Origin of the sequence: Pseudomonas sp. NPDC086278, from assembly GCF_050280905.1 — a bacterium.
GTDB lineage: Bacteria > Pseudomonadota > Gammaproteobacteria > Pseudomonadales > Pseudomonadaceae > Aquipseudomonas.
The window spans coordinates 27584-52436 of record NZ_JBNNWE010000004.1; the positions used below are offsets into that span (position 1 = coordinate 27584).

Here is a 24853-nt window from a genome sequence, read left to right on the forward strand (position 1 = left end):
ACCTTTCGTTGAACGCCTGATTTGTGGCGAGGGGCGCTTGCTTCCGTTCGGTTGCGCAGCAGTCGCAAAGCCTGTCAGTGCTGCGTTTCTCATGAAGTGCAGGGGGAGCGCTTCGCACTTCAGCGGGAGCAAGCGCCCTCGCCACGGAGACGGTGGGTGGTTACGCTTTGTAATAGTCGAGCAATTTAAAAAACCGCTCGCGCACCTGTGGATCATCACTGTGCGCAACGTTGAATCGCAGGTAGTTGTTGGCATCCGCCGCTTTGCTCAGCAGCGTTCCAGGCGCCAGCACCAGGCCGTTATCCAAGCCTTTGGCAGCCAGCGTTTCGGCATGCAAACCTGCGGGCAAACGCGTCCAGATGAACAACCCTTCCCCCGGCAGCGATGACACCGAACACCCGGCTTCGACCAGCCAGCGCGCCACCCGGCTACTCGATTCATACAGGCGATCAACGGTTCGTCGCGTGTGTTTGGCGTAGCTGCCATTGCTGAGCATCGTGCAAGTGATTTGCTCCGCCAGTTCCGACGTCACGCCGCCGCAGCTCATTTTCAGGGTGGTTATTCGGGCGGCGAGTTGCGGCGATAACGCGGTATAGCTGACCCGGCTGTTGGCCGTCAGGGTCTTCGAAAACCCGGACACATAACTGACATTGTCCAGGCCGCTCGCGGCCAGGCGCGGTGTGCGTCGTTGCTGGAGGTCGCCGTACAGGTCGTCCTCAACGATGTGGAAGCCATAACGGTGGCTCAGTTCCAGCAAGCGATACACCTGCGCGGCGGAAAAAGAGTGCCCGGTCGGGTTGTGCAGCGTGCTGTTGGTCATGTAGAGCACGGGTTTGTGGGCAATCACCCGTTGCTCGAAAGCGTCGAGGTCCAGGCCTTCGCTAGTGCGGGCAACGGTGATGACGTTGGCGCCATGCAGTGCGAGGTTGGTGTGCAGGTTGAAATAGCACGGGTCGTCAAGCAGCACCGTGTCGCCAGGTTTTATCAACAGGCGCATCAGCAAGTCGATCGCCTGCATGGTGTTGGACGTGGTGATGATCTGCGCCACCGGCACCTCGATGCCGACGGTCGCCAGCTTGACCCGCAACGCCTCGCGCAACGGCAGGTAACCGCCGACCTCCCCGTATTCGCCCATGCGCAGTGAGGTTGCGCGAAGGGTGCCGCGCACGGCTTTGAGCAATTCTTCGGCGGGCAGCCATGAACCGGGCAGAAAGCCGCAGCCGGGACGCAGCGCGCCGTTGTCTTGCAGCACGGCGCGGCGCACCCGACTGAGCGTGTCCTGGGATTGCAGATGCTGGTCCGCGGCGGTTTGCGTCTGCACATTGGCCCGGTGCACGTAATGCCCCGAGCCCTGGCGCGAGACCACCAACCCCTTGGCCCGCAAGTGATCAAGTGCATCGACCATCGTGGATTTGCCGACGTTCAACAGCTCGCAGAGTTCACGAATCGGTGGCAACTTGGCCCCGTGCGGCAGCGTTCCCTGGCTGATCGCGAACGACAGATGATCGACGATCTGCTGGACCAGCGGCACGCCGGGCTGGAACTCGAGGGCCGCGATCACGGCGCGCTGAACCTGCATTTTACTGGTCTCCCTGGCAGTAAAGTTCGCTGGATTCTATACGAACTTGCCCTGATCAAGAGAGGCGTCTGTCTCTACCATCGACGACGCGGTCTGCAAGATTGATTAAGAGGGTTCGGTGGATGAGTAAGCAAATGAGGCGCGATGAACGTTTTCTCGCAATGGCCAAAGAACATGGCTTTGATATCTACGACGAGAACGCCGCCGGAGGGCATTACGCGCCACTGCTTCGGCATAACGATGAACTGTATGTCAGTGGACTGGTGCCGCGCATGAACGGCAAGATTCAATACCCCGGCCGGGTCGGTCTGGAACTGAGCATGGCCGATGCGCAAGAGGCTGCCGCCATCAGCGCGATTCGCGGGCTGGCGCTGATCCGTGAAGCCCTCGGGACGCTGGATAACGTTAAGGCGCTGCTGCGCATCACGGTGTACGTGAAATCCACGTTTGATTTTGTCGACCTCAGTGAAGTGGCCAACGGTGCCTCGGATGTGTTCACGCACGTGCTGGGCGACGCCGGTAAACACACCCGCACGACGGTTGGCGTTTACCAGTTGCCAAAAAACGCGCCAATTGAAGTCGACATGATTGCGGCCCTCCATGCGTCGATATAAATCCCGCGGGCAATAAAAAGCCCCGCGGCAAGGGCGGGGCTTTCAGCTGAAGCGTGTTACTGCGCGGTGATGGTGTAGCCATCGAACGCGGTTTGCTGCTGCAACGCGGTGATGATGTTCTTGCGGTTGACCGCTTGTTCGGCGCCGCTGTTGTCCACGAAGGTCTCGCTTTCCAGCTCCGCTTCTTCGCCTTCACCGACGAAGGTCAAACCCAGGAACTCCAGCGCTTCACGGTCGACGTTCAGGCGCGAACGCGGGGTGCGTAACGGCAGCGTGACACTGCTGCCGTCCTTGCTGATGGTGAACACTTCGACGTCTTTCTTGGCGCGAGCGACTTTGCTCTTGCCGCTGCTCGGGTTGCTGATGGCTTGATGCGTCTGGTTCAGCACCTTCAGCGCCAGGCCGTAGACGACTTCCTGAAACGCCGGGTCATCCTTGAAGCTGGAGAGAATCCGGCCAATCGAGAATTTGCTGCTCAGGTCTTCCAGGGCGGCAATGTCAGCCGCTTCGGCGTCCTTGAGTTGCTTGAGTTCACCCATCAGCTCATAGGCTTTATCGTCGTCGAAGCTGTCGTGCGCCTGGCGAATCGCCGCGCGCAGCTCGCGGATCTGGTCGCTTTCGCGGGAGGATTGAAAAGCGTCCAGAACCATCTCGCTGATGGTTTTGGCCTGGGGCACATGCTGTGAAAGATTGATGGAGTTTTCGTATTCCGCTTTGGACGACAAGGTGACTACGGATTCAGCGGTGTTGGAATCGGACATTGAAATTTCACTACTTCTTTAACTTGAATTGAGGCGAGAAAGCGCGGGGCCTTTTCCGGCCGCCTAATCTATTGGACCGAGGCGGCGTTGTCACGGCTGTCAGACAAAAGACCTGCCAATCCCTGCGGCAGCTGCTACACAGGCGCGAGCTTCAGGGCGCGGAACGCTTGATAAAACCTGATCGAACGCCCGCAAAACAAACCACTCGCAAAACCCGATGCGCAAGCCTTGAGCAACACCATTGGCAGCGTGGCCGAATACTCCGGGTTGACCTCGGCTTCGTAGCCGAAATAATAGTTAACCGCGAAAAACAGCAGGTAGATCACCAGGGTTTTCGCCGTGCCCGGTACAACCACCCCGGTTTGCGCTTGATCGAGTTCGAGACCGTTGCGCGAAAAAATCACCAGGGCAAGGACGCTGCCCACGGCCACAGCCGCCAGCCAGCAACTGATTGACAGCGTTGGGTTGAGCGTCAGATTCAGTGAATACAGCGACCAAACCAAAAAAATCGGCGGCGTCAGCATTAATGAAGTTTTGCTTTCGCGGGTCGGGGAGAGGGCCTTGATGCCGATATAGCAGAGCAACAAAAAGACCGCGTAAACCCACAGCGGGGTGTTTTGCAGGGTATTGAGCATCGCGCAGCGTCCGTGCCGAAATCAGGAGCGGCGATCATAGCGGTTGTTACCGGGGGAGTCAGTTATTGCTCGGTCATTCGCTGTAACTGCAATGCATTGGCCGTCGCCGCGCCGCTGGCGGTGTTGTCGAAAATGCACCAGACGGGGTTGCGGTCGCTCGGGATTTGTAACCGTTGCGCCAGCGCTTCCAGCCATGGCTTTTCGTAGCTTGAGTAGTAAATGCGCGGTGATCCATGCAGTCGAAAATAGCGGATGCCGGGCCAGGCACCCGGTAAATCACCGTTGGGCAGCGGCGATGGGTCAGCGGCCACTTGCCCGATTCGATGCTCGATCAACAAGCCTTGCGCCTCAGGTGTCTGCCAACTGCCGTGTCTTGGTTCGAGCACTGCAAATCCGTCGTAACGCGAACGAAATGCGCCGAAGAAGCGGCGTGCGGTGTTGCCGTCAAAGGCCAGGGTCGGCGGCAGCTGGATCAACAGGCACCCAAGCTTTTGCCCCAGGTGAACGCATTGGCCGATAAAGTCAGCGAGCAATTGTTCACAGTCCAGCAAGCGAGCCTCGTGGGTGATTTGCTTGGGGACTTTGACCGCGAACCGAAAGCCTTCAGGTACGCTGTCGGCCCACTTCGCATACGTTGCCGGGCGGTGAGGCCGATAGAACGAGCTATTGATTTCCGCGCAGGAAAATCGTGCTGCGTACCGCTGCAAATGCGTGCCTTCGTCGGGAAATGCCGTCCATTGGTCGCGGGGCAGGCTCCAGCCGGCACAGCCGATGTACAGCGGCGTTCTGGCAGTCAGCAACATGTTTCACCTCCGCGTCGGGTTCCAGGTTGTGACCGCAGAAGCGGGGTTATTTCCCCATTGAATTCAAATTCATTGAACGTACAGCCCATTCCTCCGCCGTTTGCATATCCACCGGCAAGGTGAAGCGGAAGGTCGCGCCACGCCCCGGAACGTCGATCAACTGGATGTCGCGTCCGTGCAGTTGCAGGATTCGATGCACGATGCGCAACCCTAGCCCGCCATCGCGCCGTGCCCCACCGATGTTGAACGGTCGCAGGAACAGCCCTTCGCGCAATTCGGCGGCGATACCGGGGCCCGTGTCGCTGACGGTGACTTCGATAAAAGCCCCCTGCGGACGCAGGCTCAGTTCGATTTCTCCGCCCTGGGGTGTATCGCGCAGGGCGTTGTCGAACAGATTGGTCAGTACCCGCTCGATCAGCCCCAGGTCGGCGCAGGCCACCGACACATTGGGCGCGAAGTCTGCCTTGAGTTCGATCTGGCGCGCCTCGGCGGTCAGTTCGAATTTCTGGAAGATGTCCTGCACCAGATCGGTCATGGAAAAACGTTCAAGCACCGGTTGGACAAAGCCGTGTTCCAGCCGCACCAACTCCAGCAGCGCTTGCGCTAGCCCGCCGACCTTGCGGCTTTGATCCAGAGCAATGCCCAGATAACGCCGGCGGTCGGCGGGGGACAGGGTGGAATCCTTGAGCGACAGGGTTTCCAGGTAGCCATGCAACGAGGCCAGTGGCGTGCGCAGATCGTGGGAAATGTTCGCCACCAGCTCGCGGCGCTCCTGATCCTGTCGGGTCAACGAGCGCCACTGCTCACTGAGGCGGGTTTGCATCTGGCGGAAGGCGGCGTCGAGTATCGCAATCTCGTCGTGACTGGCGGCTTTTTCCACCGGTTGCGGTGCGGGAGATGTGCACGGGACACCGTCAATGTCGAACTGGCTGACTTTTTCAGTCAGGCGACGCAAGGGGCGAGTGATCAGGGCAAATGCGCTCAGACCTGCGATCAGGCAGAGCAGGGCGACCAACGCAATGGAAAGCAGCGCGGTATTAAGGGCCGCGCTGGTAGCGCCGCGCTCGGCCAGGCGATCGTGGTCTTCGCCGAGCAGCACCACGTAAAGATAACCTGCCGGCTTACCGTCGACTTTCAGCGGTGCGGCGCTGAACACCTTGCGCCCATCAAGGCTGCGCGGGTCGTCGCCGAGAATCGGCAGCGTATCGCCCTTGAGCAGGCGCTGGAGGGGCGCGAGGTCCACCCGTTCACGACGAATTCGGCCTTCGGGGGCGGCGCTGCCGACGATCTTGCCTGTGGTGTCCAGCAGATAGACCTCGACACTGGGGTTGACCAGCATCAGTTGGCTGAACAAATCGCGCACGGCGCCCGGCATCAAGCCTTTGGTGTCCATCAGCACCGTATCGGCGGCGATATGTTGGGCAAGGTCGCGCGACAAACCTTGCACCACTTCCTGTTCATGCATCTGATTGGAGCGCACCTGCATCCAGGCCGATGTGCCGCAGCACACCAGCAGCAGCACGGCAAAAACCAGAGACAGGCGCTGTGTCAGGGTCAGCCTCATGGCTGCTCCTCCCGGGACGCGAATTTATAGCCGCGACCCCATACCGTGAGGATGCGAGCGGGTTGCCCCGGATCGGTTTCGATTTTCGCCCGCAGGCGATTGATATGGGTGTTGACCGTGTGTTCGTAGCCTTCATGGCTGTAACCCCACACCGCGTTGAGCAGGTCCATGCGCGAGAACACCTTGCCGGGCTGGCGGACGAAGAAATACAGCAAGTCGAACTCCCGTGGCGTGAGGTCCAGGCGACGGCCGTCGAGGGCGACATCGCGAGTGATCGGGTCGATGGACAGCCCCTCGGTGATCAGGCTTCCGGCGTCCATTTTCAGGTTGCGGGCCATGGCATCGACCCGTCGCAACAGCGCTTTGACCCGCGCCACCAGTTCCAGCATGGAAAAAGGTTTGGCCAGGTAATCGTCGGCGCCGAGTTCCAGCCCAAGAATGCGGTGGACTTCACTGGAGCGCGCACTGGTGATGATGATCGGTGTGTAGCGGGCCATCGCCCGCGCCCGGCGGCAGATTTCGAGACCATCGACGCCGGGCAGCATCAGGTCGAGGATCAGTGCGTCCCAGCTTCCTTGCTGCAGCAGTCGCATGCCTTCATCACCGTCGGCGCAGTGCACCACCTCGAACTGCTCATCGCGAAGATGCAGGCAGATCAGGTCGGCGATGTGAAGGTCGTCCTCGACCACCAGGACACGTTTGTTCGGTTCCATAAAGCTCAATCCTTTGTAGCGCAATGGCCGCATTGTGCGGGTTTTCCTCGGCCGGAGTTATCACGAATTGTTTAACTTCCCGTGAGGATTTGGCGATCAACCCAAGCCTAGGCTGTGTTCCAAGACAGGCACCTGGATTTTTTGGAGACCACCATGTTTTCACGGCGACAGTTTCTATTAGCGAGCGGCGGGCTGGGCGCTGCAGCCCTGGTCATCGGTGTGTTGCCAAAATTTGCCGCGACGTCCGCGCTGGTGAGTGATGCCAGTGCCGAGGAGGCGTTCGAGGTGACGCACAGCGACAGCGAATGGCGCGCCATGCTCAGCGCCGAGCAATACGAAATCCTGCGCGAGGAGGGCACCGAACGGGCCTACAGCAGCGCGTTGAACAACGAACATCGCACGGGCACATTCGCCTGTGCCGGTTGTGATCTGCCGCTGTTTTCCTCCGATACCAAGTTCGACAGTCGCACCGGTTGGCCGAGCTTCTGGACACCTTTGGACAAAGCCGTGGCAACGCGCCAGGACCGTTCATTCGGCGTCGTGCGCGAGGAGGTCCACTGCCGGCGTTGCGGTGGGCACCTGGGGCATGTCTTCGACGATGGGCCCAAACCCACCGGACTGCGTTACTGCATGAACGGCACGGCAATGAAGTTCGAGCCCCGGACCGCTTGATCCACGGTTTACTCCACTCATCTGATGCAGGTCGACGCTATGTGGCTTCTGGTTCTCGCTTATCTCGGTGGGGTGCTGACGATCGTCAGTCCGTGCATTCTCCCGGTTTTGCCTTTTGTCTTCGCGCGCACCGGGCAACCGTTCATGAAAAGTGGCTTGCCGTTGCTGGCAGGCATGGCGCTGACCTTCGCGCTGGTCGCGACGTTGGCGGCGGTGGGTGGCGGCTGGGTGGTGCAACTCAATCAGTACGGGCGCTGGCTCGCGTTGCTGTTTGTTGCACTATTCGGGTTGACGCTGCTGCTGCCTCGCCTGGCTGAACGCCTGACGCGACCCTTGGTGGCGGCCGGCAGCCGACTGTCGGAAGCGGCGGGCGCCGATGCCCGGCCGCGTCCCGGTGCTTCGTTCCTGATCGGCGTTGCCACGGGGTTGCTCTGGGCGCCGTGTGCCGGACCGATTTTGGGCCTGTTGCTGACGGGCGCGGCGCTGCAAGGGGCGAGTGTCGCGACCACCTTGTTGTTGCTGGCTTACGCCCTGGGCGCCGCGACTTCCCTCGCCGTGGCGTTGTTGCTGGGCGGTAAAGTGTTCGCGGCGATGAAGCGCTCCATCGGTGCCGGCGAGTGGGTCCGCCGGGCTCTTGGGGCGGCGATGCTGGCAGGCGTCGCGGCGATTGCACTGGGGCTGGATACCGGGATCCTGGCGCGGTTTTCCAGTGCCTCGACCGGCGGTATCGAGCAAGCATTGGTCGGGCGATTGGCCGGCAAGTCAGCGTCTGGCACGGGGGCAATGGCGGCACAGGTGCCTGCCAGCGCAGGCGCGATGACCGTCGCTGACAAAGCGCCGGGCGCGTTGCCGATTGAAGGCAATCTCCCCGAACTCGATGGCGCTGTGCAGTGGCTCAATTCGCCACCGTTAACCGCACAGGCATTGAAAGGCAAAGTGGTGCTGGTGGATTTCTGGACCTACTCCTGCATCAACTGCCTGCGCACCTTGCCGTATGTGAAAGCCTGGGCCGAAAAGTACCGTGATCAGGGACTGGTCGTCATCGGCGTGCATGCGCCCGAGTTTGCGTTCGAGCGCAACGTGAACAATGTCACCAAAGCCATGAAAGACCTGGGCATCAACTACCCGGTGGCGATCGATAACGACTTCAAGGTCTGGCGTGCGTTCAACAACGAATACTGGCCGGCGCACTACTTCGCCGATGCTCAGGGACGCATTCGTTATCACCACTTCGGTGAAGGCGAATACGCCGAATCGGAGCGAGTCATTCAGCAACTGCTGCGCGAGGCGGGCGCTTCCAAAGTCGCCGATGGCCTGATCAATGCCGATGCCAAGGGTGTCCAGCTCGCCCCGGACATGAACGAAGTGCAATCGCCGGAAACGTACGTCGGCTACCAGCGTGCCGAGCATTTCGTGCCTGAAACCAGCCTGGTGCCGGACCAAGTGTCTGCCTACACAGCCCCGCCACAACTGGCGCTCAACGACTGGGGGCTGGAAGGGCAATGGAATGTCGGCTCGGAGCGAGCCACCTCAGGCGCCTCGGCCAGTCGCATCGTTTACCGCTTCCACGCTCGTGATTTGCACTTGGTGCTGGGGCCTGGCGCCGACGGCAAACCGGTGCGGTTCAAAGTGCTGATTGACGGGAAGCCACCCGGCGATGCCCACGGAACCGATGTGGCCGCCGATGGTAGCGGCAGCGTGACAGAACAGCGTTTGTACCAATTGGTGCGCCAAAGCGGCGGTGTGACGGATCGGACTTTCACCATCGAGTTTCTCGATCCGGGGGTGTCGGCGTATGCCTTTACGTTCGGTTGATCGTCCTTCATCTATTCAGGAGTCAGTTTCATGAAAAGTCCATTTACCTGGCGGCGCACCCTGTTGGGCCTGGTTGCGGCCGGTGTCATCGGCCAATGCGCTGCGTTTTCTTTCGGCAGCGCCGAGGATGCAGTCGCCATCCCGCCGCCGACCCTCGATGAAAAAAGCCAGGCGCACAGCGAAACGGCAGTTTTTGCCGGCGGTTGCTTCTGGGGCGTTCAAGGGGTGTTTCAGCACGTCAAAGGCGTGAAGAAAGCCGTGTCCGGTTACGCTGGCGGCGCTGCCAATACCGCTCAATACGAGCGGGTCAGTGAGGGCGACACTGGCCATGCCGAATCGGTAGAGGTCACGTTCGATCCGACGCAGGTCAGTTACGGCGCCTTGCTGCAGATCTATTTCTCGGTGGCGCATAACCCGACCGAACTGAACCGTCAGGGGCCCGACAGCGGGACTCAATATCGGTCGGCGATTTTCACTGAAAACGCTGAACAGCAGCGGGTGGCCCAGGCCTACATCGCCCAGCTCGACGCGGCGCATTCGTTCAGCAAACCGATTGTCACCAAGCTGGAAAGCTACAACGGTTTCTATCCGGCAGAGGATTACCACCAGGACTTTTTGACCGAACACCCGACGTATCCGTACATCGTGATCAACGACATGCCGAAAGTGGCGCAGTTGAAGCAGTTGTATCCGGATCGGTATCAGGAGAAACCGGTGTTGGTGAAGGCGGGGATATAAGGGTTGGGGTGGTTTCAGCGGCGTGGACGTTCCATCGCGATACTTGAAGTTTCAAAGCCGAGCCTTGAAAAGAAATCCGAGGCGCCTTCCCTACCGGATCGCAATACCCAGGTAATGGCGGTGTTGTCGCCCATGACGTGCTCAACCAGTGCGCGACCAATGCCTTCGCGTCGATGGTGTCCACACACGACGACCATCGACAGATACCCGTTGGATATTCCGTCGGTGATGGCGCGGGCAAATCCGACGATTTCGCCATCCTTGAGGGCAAGGGCGGTGCGCTGAGAGTGGGTAACCAACTGCGCAAAATGCTCCGTCGAGCCCGTGCGGTGAGCCCATCCGTTGCGCCCGAGAAACAGCCGAATCGACTCGATATCCGAGGGACGCACGTCAGCTACAGACAGGGTGCCGCTCATCCCGAAATCACATTCTTGCCGGCGATCTTCGACCGATACAGCGCCTGATCGGCCCGGCCCAGCAGGCCGGTTTGCAGTTCTTCTTCAAAGCGCTGCACCACGCCGAAGCTCATGGTCACTTGAAATTCGCCCACGGACGGCAGGATCGACAGGCCTTGGCGGATGTTCTCGGCGAAGGTTCTGGCGTCGGTCAACGAAGTATTGGGCAGGATCAGGATGAACTCGTCACCGCCCCATCGCGCCAGCAGATCGCCGTCGCGCGCGAATTGCTTCACGCTTTGGACCACCTGCACCAACGCAGCATCGCCCAACGCATGGCCATAGTGATCGTTGATGATCTTGAAGTCGTCGATGTCCATGGCGATCAGGGACAGCGGCTGGCGAAAGCGCTGGGCGCGCTCGCATTCCTGGGGCAGGGTTTTTTCCAGAAGATAGCGGTTGGCGATTGATGTCAGGGCATCGGTTTCGGCGAGTTTGCGGTTCTCTTCGAGTTGAGCCTGAAGCTGCTGGTTGACCCGGGAAAGCTCTCGGGTGCGTTCTTCCACGACGGCTTCGAGGGATTGATTGCGTCGTTCCAGCGCTTCGAACAGGCGTCTTTTGTCTTCGATACTGCGGTGCGCACCGACCATGCGCGCCACCGATCCGTCGGCATTGCGCGCCAGCACGTAACCGCGATCTTCGATCCAGGTGTAGCTGCCGTCCTGCATGCGGCAGCGATACTCGGCCTGATAGCTGGGTGCTCGCTGGTTCAGGTAATCATCAAATACCGCCATTACCCGAGGGTAATCGTCGGCGTGAATCACGTTTTCCCAAGTGAACACGGTGTTGTCGAGGGAGTGGGCCGCGTAGCCGAGCATTTCATACCAGCCGGGGTTGCGGTAGACAAACCCGGTATTGGCGTTCCAGTCCCAGATGCCGTCACTCACCAGTTCCAGAATGGTGTGCAGCATGTTTTCGTTCAAATCCGACACATTGAGTTTCAACGGTTCGATATTCGATGCTTCCCCCATCACCGCTCTCCCTGCTGAATTGACGACATCAAAGTGACTCATCAGTCGCGCAGATTAAGGCATGGCGCCTCGTTGCGGCTAGTGCTTGCCCCACCTCTGCGTGGCGAAGTCGACGAAGCGTCGAAGTTTCGGCGAACGGTAGCGATCCGGGGCGTACAAACTGGTTCATGGGGCGACTGGGCAGTTGGTAGTCCGGCATCAGCGCGACCAGTTTGCCATCGAGTAGATCTTGCTCCACCAGGGCGTCGGGCAGCATCACAATGCCCATGCCCGATCAGGCGCCATTGTTTTTTACACGGAGTGCCAGTCGTCTCCACGCCCGTGGGAGCGATTTCTGCAGCTCCTACGGAGCGTAGTAAATACTGGCGCTTCGCTCAGTAGTGATATCGGCACATCACAATGCTCACCACTGCGTCGTCAATCGAATAAACCAAGCGATGTTCAGCAGTAATCCGGCGCGACCACAAGCCACCAAAATTGTGTTTGAGCGGCTCAGGTTTTCCAAGCCCGGCAAAGGGGTCACGCTGGATCGATTTAATCAGGAGATTGATTCTTTTGAGTCCGGCCTTATCGTTTCGTTGAAACCATAAATAGTCGTCCCAACCGTCAGGAGTGAACTCAATTTTCATTCTTCAATTAATTGTCTGGGCTGAGTGATCCCCGCACGCAGATCGCTGACCGACTTAATCAGCCGTTCAGCGTTGGCAGGGGAGCGCAACAGATAGGCAGTTTCTTCGAGGGCGTTGTACTCCGCCAGGGACATCATCACCACCGGTTCGCCTTTTTGACGCGTGACCAGCAGTGGCGCGCGGTCTTCATTGACCCGATCCATGGTTTCCGCCAGATGGGCCCGTGCGGTGGTGTAGTTGATGGTTTGCATGTCGTATTCCTCGCTGGGTGCAAAGAACGTACAGAAATGAGTACAGGATGACAAGTTGATACCTACGAGTGATTGATGCGCAAACGGCATATCTGCGCGTGACTCGAGTATCGCTGAAGTGTCCTCAGGACATTTCCGTCATCGATGTAATCCCATTCCGATAATTCTGCCGTTTCACGATGGTCGGTTTTCTCTGGCGGCGCGTTGCTGTGCTGTTCTCGCATCACGCACCTTCACCCGCCAATGCCGAATCAACGCAATCGCCACCGCCAACACCAAAACCCCCAGCGCAATCGGCAAGCGATAGGGTTTCAGGTTGCCGAGCATGCTTTCAAGCGCTTCCCCGGCCCAATAACCGGCGCTGGCAAACAGCGTCGCCCACACCACGGCGCCCAACGCGTTCAACAACGTGAAACGGATCGGCGACAGGCCGCTGGCGCCAATCACCACCGGTCCCACCAAGCGCATGCCGTACAGAAACCTCACCGCGAACACCGAGGTCGACGGGTAGCGGGTGATCATGCCGTTCACGCGCTCGATGGCCGCTTGTTGACGCTGCAAGCGCGGTAGCAGGCGTGCGCCGAAATAGCGCCCGCTCCAGAACAACAATTGGTCCCCGAACATGCCACCCAGACTGGCCCAGCCTATCACCGGCCACAGATGCAGCAGATGCTGATGGGCCGCCATGCCGCCCAGTATCAGGATGGTTTCACCCTCAACCAGACAGCCGAAGAACACCGCCCCATAGCCGTAAGTGGCGAGCAGATAATTGAAATCCAGGTGTTCAAACAAGGGCGTGTCCCCACAGTGTTCGCTAACGAATGGCGAGGTGAGCCTAGCCGGGTTATGACGCGATGTTCGCTTTCATCACAGTAAAGTCAGTCGTCGTGCTCAGGCGCCACCATCCGCGTCTTGGGCGAACCGTTTGAGTTGTGCTGGAAGATCGCCTCAGGCTGGCCCTTTTCATTGAAGAACACCTGCCCGATGCCCGCCGAGTTCCACAGTCGCTCACCCGCTTCGGCGTGTTCGGGAATGTGCGGGATGATGCGCATGCGGCGGCGTTTGGTCAGCCAGTTAAGGGGCGAGCGCGGTGAGTAGAGCCAGCGGTTGAGGCGGTCGAACCATTCGAGCAGCCTCGGCGGGAACTCGTTCTTGATGCCGCTGCTGGTGATCTGCCAGATGCGCGGACCGGCCTTGCGGTGGCGGATCAAGACTTCGTAGACGAAGGAATAATGCACATCGCCTGACAGCACCACGTAGTTACCCGGTGTGCGCGAGTGCCGGAAAATGTTCAGGATCACCTGCGCCGCGCCGCGATGGGCCATCCAGTTTTCGGCGTCCACCAACAGCGGATAACCGCACCAACTGAAGACTTTTTGCACGGTTTCGATCAGTTTCACGCCGAACACCGGCGCCGGCGAAACGATGATCGCCGACGGATGATCCAGCAGTTCCTGCTGCAATTCGCTGAGCGCTTCCCAGTCCAGCAGGCCCGAGGGTTGCTTGAGGTTCATCTCGCTGCGCCAGCGACGGGTGCGGGTGTCGATGACCACCAGCGCCGGGCTCGTCGGCAGTACGTAATGCCACTGTTGAAAGCCCAGCAGTTCATCGATCAAGCCGTCCTGCACCGGACTGTCGAGGTAACGGTCGTGCCCGGTGCCACTCAACAAGCGGGTTCTTTCCAGCAATGCGGCAAACGCATCCGGGTTATTGCCCCAGCCCTGACACAGCATGTAAGCGATCAGCGCATTGCCAATGATGCGTTTGGAAAACGGATGGCCGTAGGCGGTTTCCTCCCACTGCGCGGACAGATTCCAGTCATCGGTGATGTCGTGATCGTCAAAAATCATCAGGCACGGCAGATGCGCCATGGCCCGCGCGACGCCACCCAGCCCGGCCTTGAAGCCATCGATACGCGTTTGTTCCAGGGCGTAACGCTTGCGCCTTTCGGGCGTCAGCACGGGCGGTTGCGGGTTGATCAGCGTCCAGGGTGTCGGCGACCAGACCAGCAAGTACATGGCCAGCACTTCAGCGAGCGTCACCAGATGATTGTCGGCGCTGCTGCTGGTGAAAATCGGCTTGCGCGCCCCGCCGAAAAATCGCTCGCGCAGGGTTTTGTTGCTTTCAAGCGCCGGTAACAAATCCGCACGATGGTAGTAACTGGCGGGGTGTTCGTAGAGTTTGGCGCTGTCACTGACCACCGCGCCTTCAAGGTGTTCTTCGAACAGTCCGAGGCGCGCGATCAAGGCATGAATGGCGCGCAACATCGGCCCGGCAACATCGTCGGCGTAGACCTGGTCGCCGCTCATCATCAGCAGGGCCGGGCGCTCCGTCGCGTCATGGGGGCTCGCCAGCAATTGATCGACACAGAGCAAGCCGTCGGTGGCCGGGTGATGGGGTTTGCGGCAGGAACCGTGCAGCAACTGATCGATCCGTGAGCGCAACACGAAGTTCGGCGAGCGCGCGTCGCCATACAACAGGTGCGGCGCCCAGTCGGCAATGCCGCTCGCCGCGTCATCAATCAGCAGGTCGTATTCGATCAAGGTGTCGCAGGACAGGGCGGTCGCCAAGGGCACGTCGATCAAATGGATAAACGCGTGCGTGCCTATCGGGATGACGCTGCACTGTCCGCCATCCAGGCGCATGTCCTCACGGTTTTGCAGGCGCAAGGTCAGCGACAGCGGCCGTGATCCGACCAGCCACAACACCAGCCGAGCCGGCTCCAGCCGCCGCAAGATCGGGCCGGCCAGAACCGGTGGCAGCGAGGGGCAATCGTCAGGTAATGGCAGAGAGAGGGACATCCGGGTTCACGGTTCCTGGGGCACAGAGCGGGCGATGATAACGCAGCCAGCGGCAAGGGTTGTCTGATTGCCACTGGCTTGCCGCTGGTGTGCCGCCGAAATTTGGTGGGGGCAGGGGCGCGATCACTTCGCTGGAAAGATCGTCGCCCACGCCACTAACGCGATCAATGCCGCCACCAGACCGCAGGAACCGCCGATCAAATGGCGCCCGACCGGACGTTCCTCCGGCTTGAATCTGCCGACAACCAGCAGCCATGTGCCGACGAACGCGCCGATGATCAGCATGAACGAGTAGAGAAAGTAGGCCGGTGCCCGTGTTGTCGCTTGGTCGGAGCCAATAAAAATCAGCACGAGAATCCCGATCATGAAACTGGCCAGCGCCCCGGCCAGGTTGGCCAGCCACAGATTGAAGCTGCCACGGTTGCGCACGATCCAGAACCAACTCCCGGCCGACGCCGCGAAAAACACCAACATGCCGATGAGTACCATCCAGTCTTCCTTGTAAACAACAGTTTCAATTTTCTTTGAGGTGAGGCGATGGCGCGCACGATAGCAAATCAATAGCGTGGTGTACCCTCGCCTCCGGTTTAGATGATTCCGAGCTGGAGATTTATTTCTCGTCGCTGGGCAAGGTGAAGTTCGAATTCACCGGCAAGACATCAATGGTAGAAATCTCGAAGTTGATCTCCAGGCATTTGCTCTGACAGGCGCGACCAAAGGCCCCGAAAAAAACTCGGGGCCAGTGCGCGATTTATCGGGTGATCAAGGCTTGAAATCGACCTGCTCGTACACCGGCTTCACGCTGTTGAAGGACGCGACGTGGGTCTCGGCCTCGGCACGGGTCGCGAAGCAGAACTGGCCGGCCATTTGATCGGCCTTCAACAGCGACTTTTCGCCGTTGGCATAGCAATAACCCACCTGCGGCGAGCACTGCTCGGGCGCGAAGGTAAAGGGCCGCCACTGCTCCGGTTGTTCCTGCCGCACTTGGGCGACGAACTTCGCCAGCGACGCGATCATCACCGACGAGGTCTGGTTATCGCTGGTGGTCTGGAAAATCGACGACTGCCAGCCGCCAGGCTTTTTCACCACATAGATATAGGCGTGACAGAACGGCTTGCCGTCAGGGACCGTGGCTTGTGCCGGGGCCACCGTCGACGCCACTGTCGGCACGCTCGGTGCTGGCGCAACCGGTTGCAACTTGGCCACCGTTGCGGGTGCCACGGCGCCGGCCGGAATCACCAGGCTCACCTCGTGACTGCCGCGATCACGCCACACGCCGAGGGTTGCCTTGTAACCGGCACGCAACTTACCGGTAATCGCCTGCACATCGCCTGGCACATTGACCTGTTGCCCGGACACATCCTGGATCACGTCCATGGCTTTGATCCCGGCCTTGGCCGCCGCGCTGCCCGGCGTCACGTCGACCACCCAGGCACCGCTGCTGTCTTTCAGGCCCAAGGCCTTGACCAGTTCGGGGTTGGGGGTTTCCAGGGTCAGGCCGAGGCCTTGGGCCTCGACGTTGTTGCTGGCCGTGGCGGTCGCCGTGGAGGTTTTGCCTGGCACCGACGCCGGGGTTGTGGCGACGGCGGCCTTGGGCGCCTTGACCATCGGCGGCGGGGTCCAGGGCACGTGCACCGTGCTCCAACCGATGATCATCGTGGTGATATTGGCCGTGCGCTCCATGGCCGCTTGCGCCTTGGCCGGGCTGTCTTCCATCACACAGCCGCCACCGCTGCCCGTGTAGCCGTAGGTCGACCGCAACATCGTGGTGAAGGCCGCCGATTCCGCCGCGGCGCCGTCCGAATAGAAATCGCCATAGGTAAACACCGGCGTCACGTAGACATGCTCTTCGGTGCTGGTCGTGCAATAACCGTAGGCCGTCACCTGCCCCGAGGCCGGCACCGTGGCCCCGGCAGTGCCGGCGATACAGCCCTGTTCGGTGCGCACCTGACGGATCGCATCCATTTGCCACCCGGTGATCTTGACCAACTGCGTATCGCCCTTGGCCACCGCTTCCTGTTTTTGCCCGGCCATGTTGGCTTCACTGAATTCCAGGGTGGCGCAGGACTTGCCACGCCAGGTGGACGTGGTGACACCGACCGTTTCCGGGGTCATCGACGCTTCGAAAGCGGCATTCAGCGCCTGAGCGACGCACCCCGACAAGGAGGCGCCCATCAATGCCACGGCGCCCAGACGAACAATCTTCAGCCGCTGATCATTCATTTTTCAGCACCACCTGCACGTCACGTTTGGCCTGGTTGCGCCACACACTGACCGTGGCCTTGTAGCCCACGCGCATCTTCGAGGAGATATCGGCCATGTCCTGAGCGCTGGCGACTTCCTGGCCGCTGACCTCGACGATCACATCCAGCGGCTTGATTCCGGCCTTGTCCGCCGGGCTGCCCTTGACCGTGTCAATCACCCACGCGCCCTGCGCCGATGGCAGACCCACGGCCTTGGCGTAGGACGCTGTTACCGTACCGAGGTTCATGCCTTGCAGGCTGGAGGTGGAAGTGTTGGCACTGGCACTGGCACTGGCCTTCGCCGACGGGGCGCTCGCCGGCAGCATCGATACTTGCGTGCCCCCGGCCCCGACCACGACCGGCACCGTCTGGAACGCCAGGTAGCGCCAGACCTTGAGCCTGACCGTGGAGCCCAGCGGCGCCTTGGCCACCAGCACGCGGAAATCGATAGAGTCGGCAATCGGCTGCTCATCCACCGCCACCACCACGTCATTGGGCAGGATGCCGGCCTGCTGCGCCGGACTGCCGGCGACGGTGCTGTAAATCACCACGCCGGAGGTCGGTAGCCCGGACATCGCGGCTTTCTGCGCGTCGATGGTTTCCATGGAAATCCCGACCTTGCCACTGGGGAAATTGCCGGAGGTGCAGCCTTTTTCCAGCCAGACCTGGCTGGCCGCGACTTTGCGCGCTTCGCCGGCCTGCTTCAGATAGGCGTTGGTGCTGCTCTGGTAACCGGGGACTTCGGACAGGGCCATCTCGATGTAGTCACAATTGCGCGGACGATAGCGGTCCGGGACTTCCCGAGTGATCATTTTTTGCAGATTGGCGCTGTTGTCGGCCTCCGACAGCGACGCCGCCGACCCCGCGGCCGCCACCGGGGTGTCATCGTCGCCAGCACTGACCGCGGCACCGATCAGATACACCGGGTCCAGGATGCAACCGCTCAAGGACGACATCAGCAGCACCGCCCCGGCTATTTTTCCCGCACGTTTCCACTCTGCGCTCATGCTGCTCCCCCAAAAAAATACGGCTCAAGTGCCCTGAAAACGGGCCTTCTGAGGGGCAAAGTAAACCAAGGTGATAGCACCGCGCCACTGTGTTTTTTTGACGCCTGAAAACGGTTTCGAGACGTTTGCCTTCCAGCGACCAGGGGCGATGCTCATTGAATGTCTTGCGGAGTGTCAGTCATCCTCATTTCGCCTGACACTCCGCCTCGCAAGCAGGTTCGCTGCTACAGCTTTTCAGCAGGGCTCAAGAAGACTAAGCCTCCCAACCCGCGCCACTGACGGCCGCCTGCGCCAACGGATGCAGATCCGCCCCATGATGCTCCGTCTGCCAGGCCAGCAATTCCTTGCGCATGCCCGGCGTCCAGTACATCTGCAGATGATTGCGCACGCCGAGCACGGCCGTTTGCTCGTCCGGTTCGCTGGCGAAATACTGCGCGATCTGGTTGGCCATCTTGATCAGATTGTCCGTACTCATCGGCGCACCTCGGCTTTAGCGCCACGAGCCTGACGGCGATCCTTGAGCAAACGATCCTGTTCATCGCTGAACGCCTGGTAACGTTTTTGCCATTCCGAAGGGTGGTAGACGCGGCTGACTTCCACGGCCGTGACTTTGTACTCCGGACAGTTGGTGGCCCAGTCGGAGTTGTCGGTGGTGATGACGTTGGCCCCCGATTCCGGGAAGTGGAACGTGGTGTACACCACGCCCGGCGCCACGCGTTCGGTGACCCGCGCACGCAGTACGGTTTGCCCGGCGCGGCTGCCAATGCCGACCCAGTCACCTTCGTTGATGCCACGACTCTCGGCGTCGGTAGGGTGAATTTCCAGACGGTCTTCGTCGTGCCAGGCGACGTTCTCGGTGCGCCGGGTCTGGGCGCCGACGTTGTACTGGCTGAGGATGCGTCCGGTGGTCAGCAATAGCGGATAGCGATTGTTGACCTTCTCTTCGGTGGGCACATAACCGGTGAGCATGAAGCGGCCCTTGCCGCGCACAAATTGCTCGATGTGCATGGTCGGCGTGCCGTCCGGTGCCGCCGCGTTGCACGGCCATTGCAGGCTGCCGTGGCTGTCCAGGGCGGCGTAGCTGACGTTGGTGAAGGTCGGCGTCAGGCTGGCGATTTCATCCATGATTTCTGATGGATGCCGGTAGTTCATCGGGTAACCCAGCGCGTTGGCCAGCGCGACGGTGCCTTCCCAGTCAGCCTTGCCGCCCAGCGGTTCCATGACTTTGCGTACCCGCGAAATGCGCCGCTCGGCGTTGGTGAACGTGCCGTCTTTTTCCAGAAACGAACTGCCCGGCAGGAACACGTGGGCGAACCTGGCGGTTTCGTTGAGGAAAATATCCTGCACCACCACGCATTCCATGGCCGACAGTGCCGCCGTCACATGCTGGGTATTCGGGTCGCTCTGGGCAATGTCTTCGCCCTGGCAATACAAGCCTTTGAAACTGCCGGCGAGCGCCGCTTCGAACATGTTGGGAATACGCAGGCCGGGGTCGGGTTGCAAGGTGACGTTCCACGCCTGTTCGAACTGCGTGCGCACCACTTCGTTGGAGATGTGCCGGTAGCCAGGCAACTCGTGCGGGAAGGAGCCCATGTCGCAGGAACCCTGCACGTTGTTCTGCCCACGCAACGGGTTCACGCCGACGCCTTCGCGGCCGATGTTGCCGGTGGACATGGCCAGGTTGGCAATACCCATCACCGCCGTGCTGCCCTGGCTGTGTTCGGTGATGCCCAGGCCGTAATAGATCGCGGCATTGCCGGCGCCCGCATAAAGGCGCGCGGCGGCGCGGATGTCGGCAGGCGCCACACCGCAGATCTCACCAAGCACTTCCGGCGAGTTTTCCGCGCGGCTGACAAATTCGCTCCAGCGCGTGAAATCGCTGCCCTCGCAACGTTCGTCGACAAAGGTCTGGTCGAGCAAGCCTTCGGTGACGATCACATGGGCCAAGGCGTTGAGCATCGCGACGTTGGTGCCCGGACGCAGGGCCAGGTGCAATTCGGCGCGGGCATGCACCGAGTCCACCAGGTCAATGCGTCGAGGGTCGATGACGATCAGCCGCGCGCCTTCGCGCAAACGGCGTTTGAGTTGGGAAGCGAACACCGGGTGCGCGTCGCTGGGGTTGGCGCCCATCACCAGGATCACGTCGGCCTGCATCACCGAGTCGAAACTCTGAGTGCCGGCAGATTCGCCCAAGGTTTGTTTCAGGCCATAACCGGTCGGCGAGTGGCAGACCCGCGCGCAGGTGTCGACGTTGTTATTGCCGAACGCGGCGCGTACCAGTTTTTGAACGAGGTAGGTTTCTTCGTTGGTGCAGCGGCTGGAGGTGATGCCGCCAATCGAATCGCGGCCATATTTTTGCTGCAAACGACGGAATTCGCTGGCAGCGTAGGTCACCGCTTCATCCCAGCTGACTTCCTGCCACGGGTCGTTGATGTGGCTGCGGATCATCGGTTTGGTGATGCGATCCGGGTGGGTCGCGTAGCCCCAGGCAAAGCGTCCCTTGACGCAGGAATGGCCGTGATTGGCCTGACCGTTCTTGTCCGGAACCATGCGCACCAGTTTGTCGCCCTTCATCTCGGCGCGGAACGAGCAACCCACACCGCAATAGGCGCACGTGGTGATGACGCTGCGTTCAGGCTGGCCGAGTTCGACCACACTTTTTTCCATCAGGGTGGCGGTCGGGCAAGCCTGCACGCAGGCGCCGCAGGACACGCATTCCGAATCGAGGAAGTTTTCACCACCGGCAGCAGAAACACGGGACTCAAACCCGCGCCCGGTGATGGTCAGGGCGAAAGTGCCTTGGGTTTCTTCGCACGCACGCACGCAGCGGTTGCAGACGATGCACTTGCTCGGGTCGTAATCGAAGTACGGGTTGGACGTGTCTTTCACATCGGCCAGATGGTTTTCGCCTTCATAGCCGTAACGCACTTCCCGCAGGCCGACCTGGCCGGCCACGGTTTGCAACTCGCAGTTGCCGTTGGCCGAACAGGTCAGGCAGTCCAGCGGGTGATCGGAGATGTACAACTCCATGACATTGCGCCGCAGCGTGGCGAGCTTCGGCGTCTGCGTGTGCACGCTCATGCCTTCCGTGACCGGCGTGGTGCAGGACGCCGGGTAGCCGCGCATGCCGTCGATCTCCACCAGGCACATGCGGCAAGAGCCGAAGGCTTCGAGGCTGTCGGTGGCGCACAGTTTCGGAATGGTGGTGCCCAGCAGCGCGGCGGCGCGCATCACCGAAGTGCCTTCGGGCACGCTGATGCTGCGGCCGTCGATGTTCAGCGTGACTTGCACTTGGCTCTCGCGTGCAGGCGTGCCCAGATCGATATCGGTGTTCGGGTCGAAGAGAGTAATCATTGGTCGGCCTCCGAAGATTGCAGACCGAAGTCGGCGGGGAAGTACTTGAGGGCGCTGATCACCGGAAAGGGGGCCATGCCGCCCAGCGCGCAGAGCGAGCCGTATTGCATCGTGTCGCACAGGTCCTTGAGGATGATCGCCTGCGCATCGCGACCGTTCTGGTCGGGTGCGGCGAGCATCCGGTCGATCACCTCGACGCCGCGGGTCGAGCCGATACGGCAAGGCGTGCATTTGCCGCAGGATTCCTCGGCGCAGAACTGCAACGCGAAGCGCGCCATGTGGGCCATGTCCAGGCTGTCGTCAGCCACCACGACACCACCGTGACCGAGCATCGCGCCGATGCCGGCGAACGCTTCGTAATCCAACGGTGTGTCGAACTGCGAAGGTGGCACCCAGGCACCGAGCGGGCCGCCGACCTGCGCAGCCTTCAGCGGCCGGCCGCTGGCGGTGCCGCCGCCGTAGTCTTCCACCAGTTCGCGCAGGGTCAGGCCAAAGGCCCGTTCCACCAAACCGCCGTGACGAATATTGCCCGCCAGCTGGAAGGGCATGGTGCCGAGAGAACGGCCCATGCCGTAGTCGCGATAGAACTGCGCGCCCTTGGCCAGAATCAGCGGCACCGAGGCCAGGGTCAGCACGTTGTGCACCAGCGTCGGCAAACCGAACAGACCTTTCAACGCGGGGATCGGTGGCTTGGCGCGGACGATCCCGCGCTTGCCTTCCAGCGAGTCCAGCAGCGCGGTTTCTTCACCGCAGATATAAGCGCCGGCCCCGACGCGCACTTCCATATCGAAGGCCAGGCCGCTGCCGCCGACATTGGCGCCGAGGTAACCGTTTTCCCGGGCAATCTGCAGCGCGTTGCGCAGGATGATCACGGCGTCCGGGTATTCCGAACGCACATAGATGTAGCCATAGGTGGCGCCGACGGTAATGCCGGCAATGGCCATGCCTTCGATCAGCAGGAAGGGGTCGCCTTCCATCAACATGCGATCGGCGAAGGTGCCGGAATCGCCTTCGTCGGCGTTGCACACAATGTATTTCTGCGCGGCCTGGGTGGCGCGCACGGTGCGCCATTTGATCCCGGCCGGGAAGGCTGCGCCGCCACGGCCACGCAGGCCTGAATCGAATACCGCCGTCGCGGTTTGTTCACCGCCAACGCTCACGGCCCTCGTTAAACCCTCGAAACCGCCATGGGTCCGGTAATCGTCCAGCGACAGCGGCCGGGTGATACCGGCGCGGGCGAACAGCAGGCGCTGTTGAGACTTCAGATAAGGCAATTCTTCCACCAGCCCCAAGGCCAGCGGATGCGCGGACGGCTCGCCGTGCAACGCATCGAGCACCGACGGCACATCGGCAGCGGTCAACGGACCAAAACCGATTCGGCCTTGCGGGCTGTCCACTTCCAGCAGCGGTTCCAGCCAATACAGGCCGCGCGAACTGGTGCGCTGCAACTCCAGCGGCAGATTGCGTTGCTGGGCCGCAGTGATAAGGGCCACGGCCACCTCATCGGCACCCACGGCACGGGCCAGCGAATCAGTGGGCAAATAAAGCGGCATCATGCGTCCTCCCGGCAAGCGTCGAGCAAGGCATCCAGACGCTCCGCGCTGAGCCGCGCATGCACCCGGCCATCCAGCTCCAGAGCGGGCGAACAGGCGCAGGCGCCGAGGCAATACACCGGGCGCAAACTGATGCTGCCGTCGGCGCTACTGCCGTGATCGTCCAGTTGCAGGCGTTCGCGTAACTGGGCTGCAAGCTGCTCGGCGCCGCGACTCTTGCACGACTCCGCCCGGCACAAACGCAGAATGTGTCGAGCCGGCGGCGCGGTACGGAAGTCATGGTAAAAGCTGATCACCCCGCGAATCTCGGCCTGACTCTGGTTGAGGGCGTGGGCAATTTCGGGGACGGCGGCATCGGGGATGTAACCGATGCGTTCCTGAATATCATGAAGAATGGGCAACAGCGCACCCGCAGAGCCCTTATGGCGCTCCAGCAGGCTGTTGACCATCGGCAGGTGCAACATCTCATCAGGCATTCAGCAATCCTCACGGTCACGGACAAACCAGAAGGTCGTCGGTCGTCCGAAAGTGTCGGCTGCGGCGTTCACCACGTCACGGCACGTGGATTTTCAGGCCGTTGGCCAGGGCACCCTTGGCGGGCATCTTGTTGTACCCGGCACGGTCTTCGCCGCACCTTTAAAGGGTATAAAAGTCAGATTGCCACGCGGCTGTTGATTTGACTGCACCAAAGCGACGCGTTCGGTTCTATCCACGACCTTTTATTGAGTCTAGAAGAACGTGGCCTGCATCAAGGTTTCAGGATGTTTCACAGTGGATCGCGGCAAGAAACAGGGCTGTCCCCTTTGCTGTTAGTGGACGGCAAGCAGGCAAAATAGTAGCGTCGCGCCACTTCATCTATGTAACGGACTACACATGCTCACTGTCGCTCCAGCCTCGCGCCTGTTATGCGCAATCACTTTCACCGTCGTGATGACCCCGGCGCTTGCCGACTTGGACTGGGAAGAAGACCCGGAATACGCCTGGAAGACCTACCTCGCCGATTGCGAGCACTTACAGCGGGCAATGACCGATGTGCAGGATGGGCGCAAGACGGCCAAGGACGTCTTGCCCACCATCGAGAGTCGTCTGCGAACCATCACCGTACATCGCAAGAACCTCGCCCAGCCGAGCTTCGGCTCCCCCGATTACGCCCGCTGTGAAAGTGTCATCTCGCAAGTGAAAGACGTAGCGGCCAAGGGCACTGCTGAATATAACGAGGAGCTGGATCAGTATTTCCGGCAAGCCCAGACCGATCACCTGAACTCCCCGGAATACAAGCGCGCTCGCTCTCTGGGCTTCAGCGACGTCGGCGATATCGGCGATATCAGCGATATCAGCGATATTGACGATACTGACGATATTGACAAGCATGCTGATCTGGCTGGCGAAGCGAATCTGAAGACCTTGATGATCAAAGTCGATTCTGGATGCGGCCGCTATTTGCGCGCCGTGCAATACGTCAAACCCTATGTGATCTACACCGCTCATCGTTCGGACGGCAACTGCGCCGCCAATAAGCGCGTCGCAGTGCTGGGCGGTAAAACCGTGGAGCGAGGCGACGAAATTGATGAGGACGGGATTTTTCGGTACGTGGGATGGAAGAAATTGCACGGAGCGGATGGATTTCCCATCGACATTCGAGTCGTAAAAGCGCTGGAGTAACCCGCAGGAATTTTTCTTCAAAGGAAGGATGAA

The 24853-nt window shown here is 60.6% G+C and carries 24 protein-coding genes and 2 pseudogenes; 6 read left to right on the plus strand and 20 right to left on the minus strand.

What is annotated here, in order from left to right; genetic code table 11:
* Positions 1–160: 160 nt before the first annotated feature.
* Positions 161–1579, minus strand: a complete 1419-nt coding sequence (locus tag ACQKP4_RS02360) for a PLP-dependent aminotransferase family protein (protein ID WP_427630045.1) — start codon at positions 1577–1579, stop codon at positions 161–163.
* A 122-nt stretch (positions 1580–1701) separates the two neighbouring features.
* Between ACQKP4_RS02360 and ACQKP4_RS02365 the strand changes: the two genes are divergently transcribed.
* A complete protein-coding gene (locus ACQKP4_RS02365) occupies positions 1702–2193 on the plus strand; it encodes a RidA family protein (protein ID WP_427630046.1) in 492 nt (163 codons plus the stop codon).
* Between the two features lie 56 nt (positions 2194–2249).
* Here the strand turns inward: ACQKP4_RS02365 and ACQKP4_RS02370 are convergent, their stop codons facing one another.
* The 5 genes from ACQKP4_RS02370 to ACQKP4_RS02390 form a co-directional block, all read right to left on the minus strand.
* On the minus strand, positions 2250–2954 hold the full coding sequence (locus tag ACQKP4_RS02370) for a hypothetical protein (protein ID WP_427630048.1): 705 nt from the start codon (positions 2952–2954) through the stop codon (positions 2250–2252).
* A 134-nt stretch (positions 2955–3088) separates the two neighbouring features.
* Positions 3089–3589, minus strand: coding sequence for a hypothetical protein (locus tag ACQKP4_RS02375; RefSeq protein ID WP_427630050.1), 501 nt, complete (start codon positions 3587–3589; stop codon positions 3089–3091).
* A 62-nt stretch (positions 3590–3651) separates the two neighbouring features.
* The gene (locus ACQKP4_RS02380; protein WP_427630052.1) at positions 3652–4392 is read right to left on the minus strand and encodes a DUF72 domain-containing protein; all 741 of its coding nucleotides are present in this window, start codon (positions 4390–4392) and stop codon (positions 3652–3654) included.
* A gap of 46 nt (positions 4393–4438) precedes the next feature.
* Positions 4439–5956, minus strand: a complete 1518-nt coding sequence (locus tag ACQKP4_RS02385; protein ID WP_427630054.1) for a HAMP domain-containing sensor histidine kinase — start codon at positions 5954–5956, stop codon at positions 4439–4441.
* A complete protein-coding gene (locus ACQKP4_RS02390) occupies positions 5953–6669 on the minus strand; it encodes a response regulator transcription factor (RefSeq protein WP_427630056.1) in 717 nt (238 codons plus the stop codon). The genes ACQKP4_RS02385 and ACQKP4_RS02390 overlap by 4 nt, the downstream gene beginning before the upstream one ends.
* 153 nt (positions 6670–6822) lie before the next feature.
* Here ACQKP4_RS02390 and msrB point away from each other — a divergent pair, with 153 nt between their 5' ends.
* Genes msrB through msrA form a run of 3 tightly spaced genes read left to right on the plus strand, consistent with a single transcriptional unit; the run spans position 6823 to position 9894 of the window.
* Positions 6823–7341, plus strand: a complete 519-nt coding sequence (msrB, locus tag ACQKP4_RS02395; protein ID WP_427630058.1) for a peptide-methionine (R)-S-oxide reductase MsrB — start codon at positions 6823–6825, stop codon at positions 7339–7341.
* Between the two features lie 39 nt (positions 7342–7380).
* Positions 7381–9156, plus strand: a complete 1776-nt coding sequence (locus ACQKP4_RS02400; protein ID WP_427630060.1) for a cytochrome c biogenesis protein DipZ — start codon at positions 7381–7383, stop codon at positions 9154–9156.
* A 30-nt stretch (positions 9157–9186) separates the two neighbouring features.
* The gene (gene msrA / locus ACQKP4_RS02405; RefSeq protein WP_427630061.1) at positions 9187–9894 is read left to right on the plus strand and encodes a peptide-methionine (S)-S-oxide reductase MsrA; all 708 of its coding nucleotides are present in this window, start codon (positions 9187–9189) and stop codon (positions 9892–9894) included.
* Positions 9895–9908: 14 nt separating this feature from the next.
* Here the strand turns inward: msrA and ACQKP4_RS02410 are convergent, their stop codons facing one another.
* From ACQKP4_RS02410 to ACQKP4_RS02445, 8 genes and pseudogenes are all read right to left on the minus strand, one after another.
* Entirely contained in the window at positions 9909–10310 is a 402-nt protein-coding gene (locus ACQKP4_RS02410; RefSeq protein WP_427630063.1) for a GNAT family N-acetyltransferase, read from the minus strand.
* On the minus strand, positions 10307–11320 hold the full coding sequence (locus tag ACQKP4_RS02415) for a sensor domain-containing diguanylate cyclase (RefSeq protein ID WP_427630065.1): 1014 nt from the start codon (positions 11318–11320) through the stop codon (positions 10307–10309). Before ACQKP4_RS02415 ends, ACQKP4_RS02410 begins: the two co-directional genes overlap by 4 nt.
* A gap of 78 nt (positions 11321–11398) precedes the next feature.
* A pseudogene (locus ACQKP4_RS02420) lies at positions 11399–11594 on the minus strand (LysR substrate-binding domain-containing protein); the annotation flags it as partial.
* A gap of 100 nt (positions 11595–11694) precedes the next feature.
* Positions 11695–11949, minus strand: coding sequence for a Txe/YoeB family addiction module toxin (locus tag ACQKP4_RS02425; protein WP_427630067.1), 255 nt, complete (start codon positions 11947–11949; stop codon positions 11695–11697).
* The gene (locus tag ACQKP4_RS02430; protein WP_427630069.1) at positions 11946–12200 is read right to left on the minus strand and encodes a type II toxin-antitoxin system prevent-host-death family antitoxin; all 255 of its coding nucleotides are present in this window, start codon (positions 12198–12200) and stop codon (positions 11946–11948) included. Before ACQKP4_RS02430 ends, ACQKP4_RS02425 begins: the two co-directional genes overlap by 4 nt.
* A gap of 174 nt (positions 12201–12374) precedes the next feature.
* Positions 12375–12992: a DedA family protein gene (locus tag ACQKP4_RS02435; RefSeq protein ID WP_427630071.1), complete on the minus strand. Its 618-nt coding sequence runs from the start codon at positions 12990–12992 to the stop codon at positions 12375–12377.
* 86 nt (positions 12993–13078) lie between these two features.
* Positions 13079–15001: an alkaline phosphatase D family protein gene (locus ACQKP4_RS02440; protein WP_427630073.1), complete on the minus strand. Its 1923-nt coding sequence runs from the start codon at positions 14999–15001 to the stop codon at positions 13079–13081.
* A gap of 123 nt (positions 15002–15124) precedes the next feature.
* A complete protein-coding gene (locus ACQKP4_RS02445) occupies positions 15125–15490 on the minus strand; it encodes a hypothetical protein (RefSeq protein ID WP_427630075.1) in 366 nt (121 codons plus the stop codon).
* A gap of 104 nt (positions 15491–15594) precedes the next feature.
* On the opposite strand from ACQKP4_RS02445, the pseudogene ACQKP4_RS02450 reads away from it, so the two are divergent.
* A pseudogene (locus ACQKP4_RS02450) lies at positions 15595–15705 on the plus strand (PH domain-containing protein); the annotation flags it as partial.
* Positions 15706–15763: 58 nt separating this feature from the next.
* On the opposite strand, the gene ACQKP4_RS02455 reads toward ACQKP4_RS02450, so the two are convergent.
* From ACQKP4_RS02455 to ACQKP4_RS02480, 6 genes are all read right to left on the minus strand, one after another.
* Complete coding sequence (locus tag ACQKP4_RS02455) at positions 15764–17224, minus strand: PDZ domain-containing protein (RefSeq protein WP_427630077.1); 1461 nt, start codon at positions 17222–17224, stop codon at positions 15764–15766.
* Positions 17217–18251, minus strand: a complete 1035-nt coding sequence (locus ACQKP4_RS02460; RefSeq protein WP_427630079.1) for a PDZ domain-containing protein — start codon at positions 18249–18251, stop codon at positions 17217–17219. Before ACQKP4_RS02460 ends, ACQKP4_RS02455 begins: the two co-directional genes overlap by 8 nt.
* Positions 18252–18504: 253 nt before the next feature.
* Positions 18505–18726: a formate dehydrogenase subunit delta gene (locus ACQKP4_RS02465; RefSeq protein ID WP_427630081.1), complete on the minus strand. Its 222-nt coding sequence runs from the start codon at positions 18724–18726 to the stop codon at positions 18505–18507.
* Positions 18723–21605 (minus strand): formate dehydrogenase subunit alpha, encoded by a 2883-nt coding sequence (fdhF, locus tag ACQKP4_RS02470; RefSeq protein WP_427630083.1) that lies wholly within the window; start codon positions 21603–21605, stop codon positions 18723–18725. Before fdhF ends, ACQKP4_RS02465 begins: the two co-directional genes overlap by 4 nt.
* The gene (locus ACQKP4_RS02475) at positions 21602–23161 is read right to left on the minus strand and encodes a formate dehydrogenase beta subunit (protein ID WP_427630085.1); all 1560 of its coding nucleotides are present in this window, start codon (positions 23159–23161) and stop codon (positions 21602–21604) included. The genes fdhF and ACQKP4_RS02475 overlap by 4 nt, the downstream gene beginning before the upstream one ends.
* On the minus strand, positions 23158–23634 hold the full coding sequence (locus ACQKP4_RS02480) for a formate dehydrogenase subunit gamma (RefSeq protein ID WP_427630087.1): 477 nt from the start codon (positions 23632–23634) through the stop codon (positions 23158–23160). The genes ACQKP4_RS02475 and ACQKP4_RS02480 overlap by 4 nt, the downstream gene beginning before the upstream one ends.
* Positions 23635–24031: 397 nt before the next feature.
* On the opposite strand from ACQKP4_RS02480, the gene ACQKP4_RS02485 reads away from it, so the two are divergent.
* On the plus strand, positions 24032–24820 hold the full coding sequence (locus tag ACQKP4_RS02485) for a hypothetical protein (protein ID WP_427630088.1): 789 nt from the start codon (positions 24032–24034) through the stop codon (positions 24818–24820).
* Positions 24821–24853 lie beyond the last annotated feature (33 nt).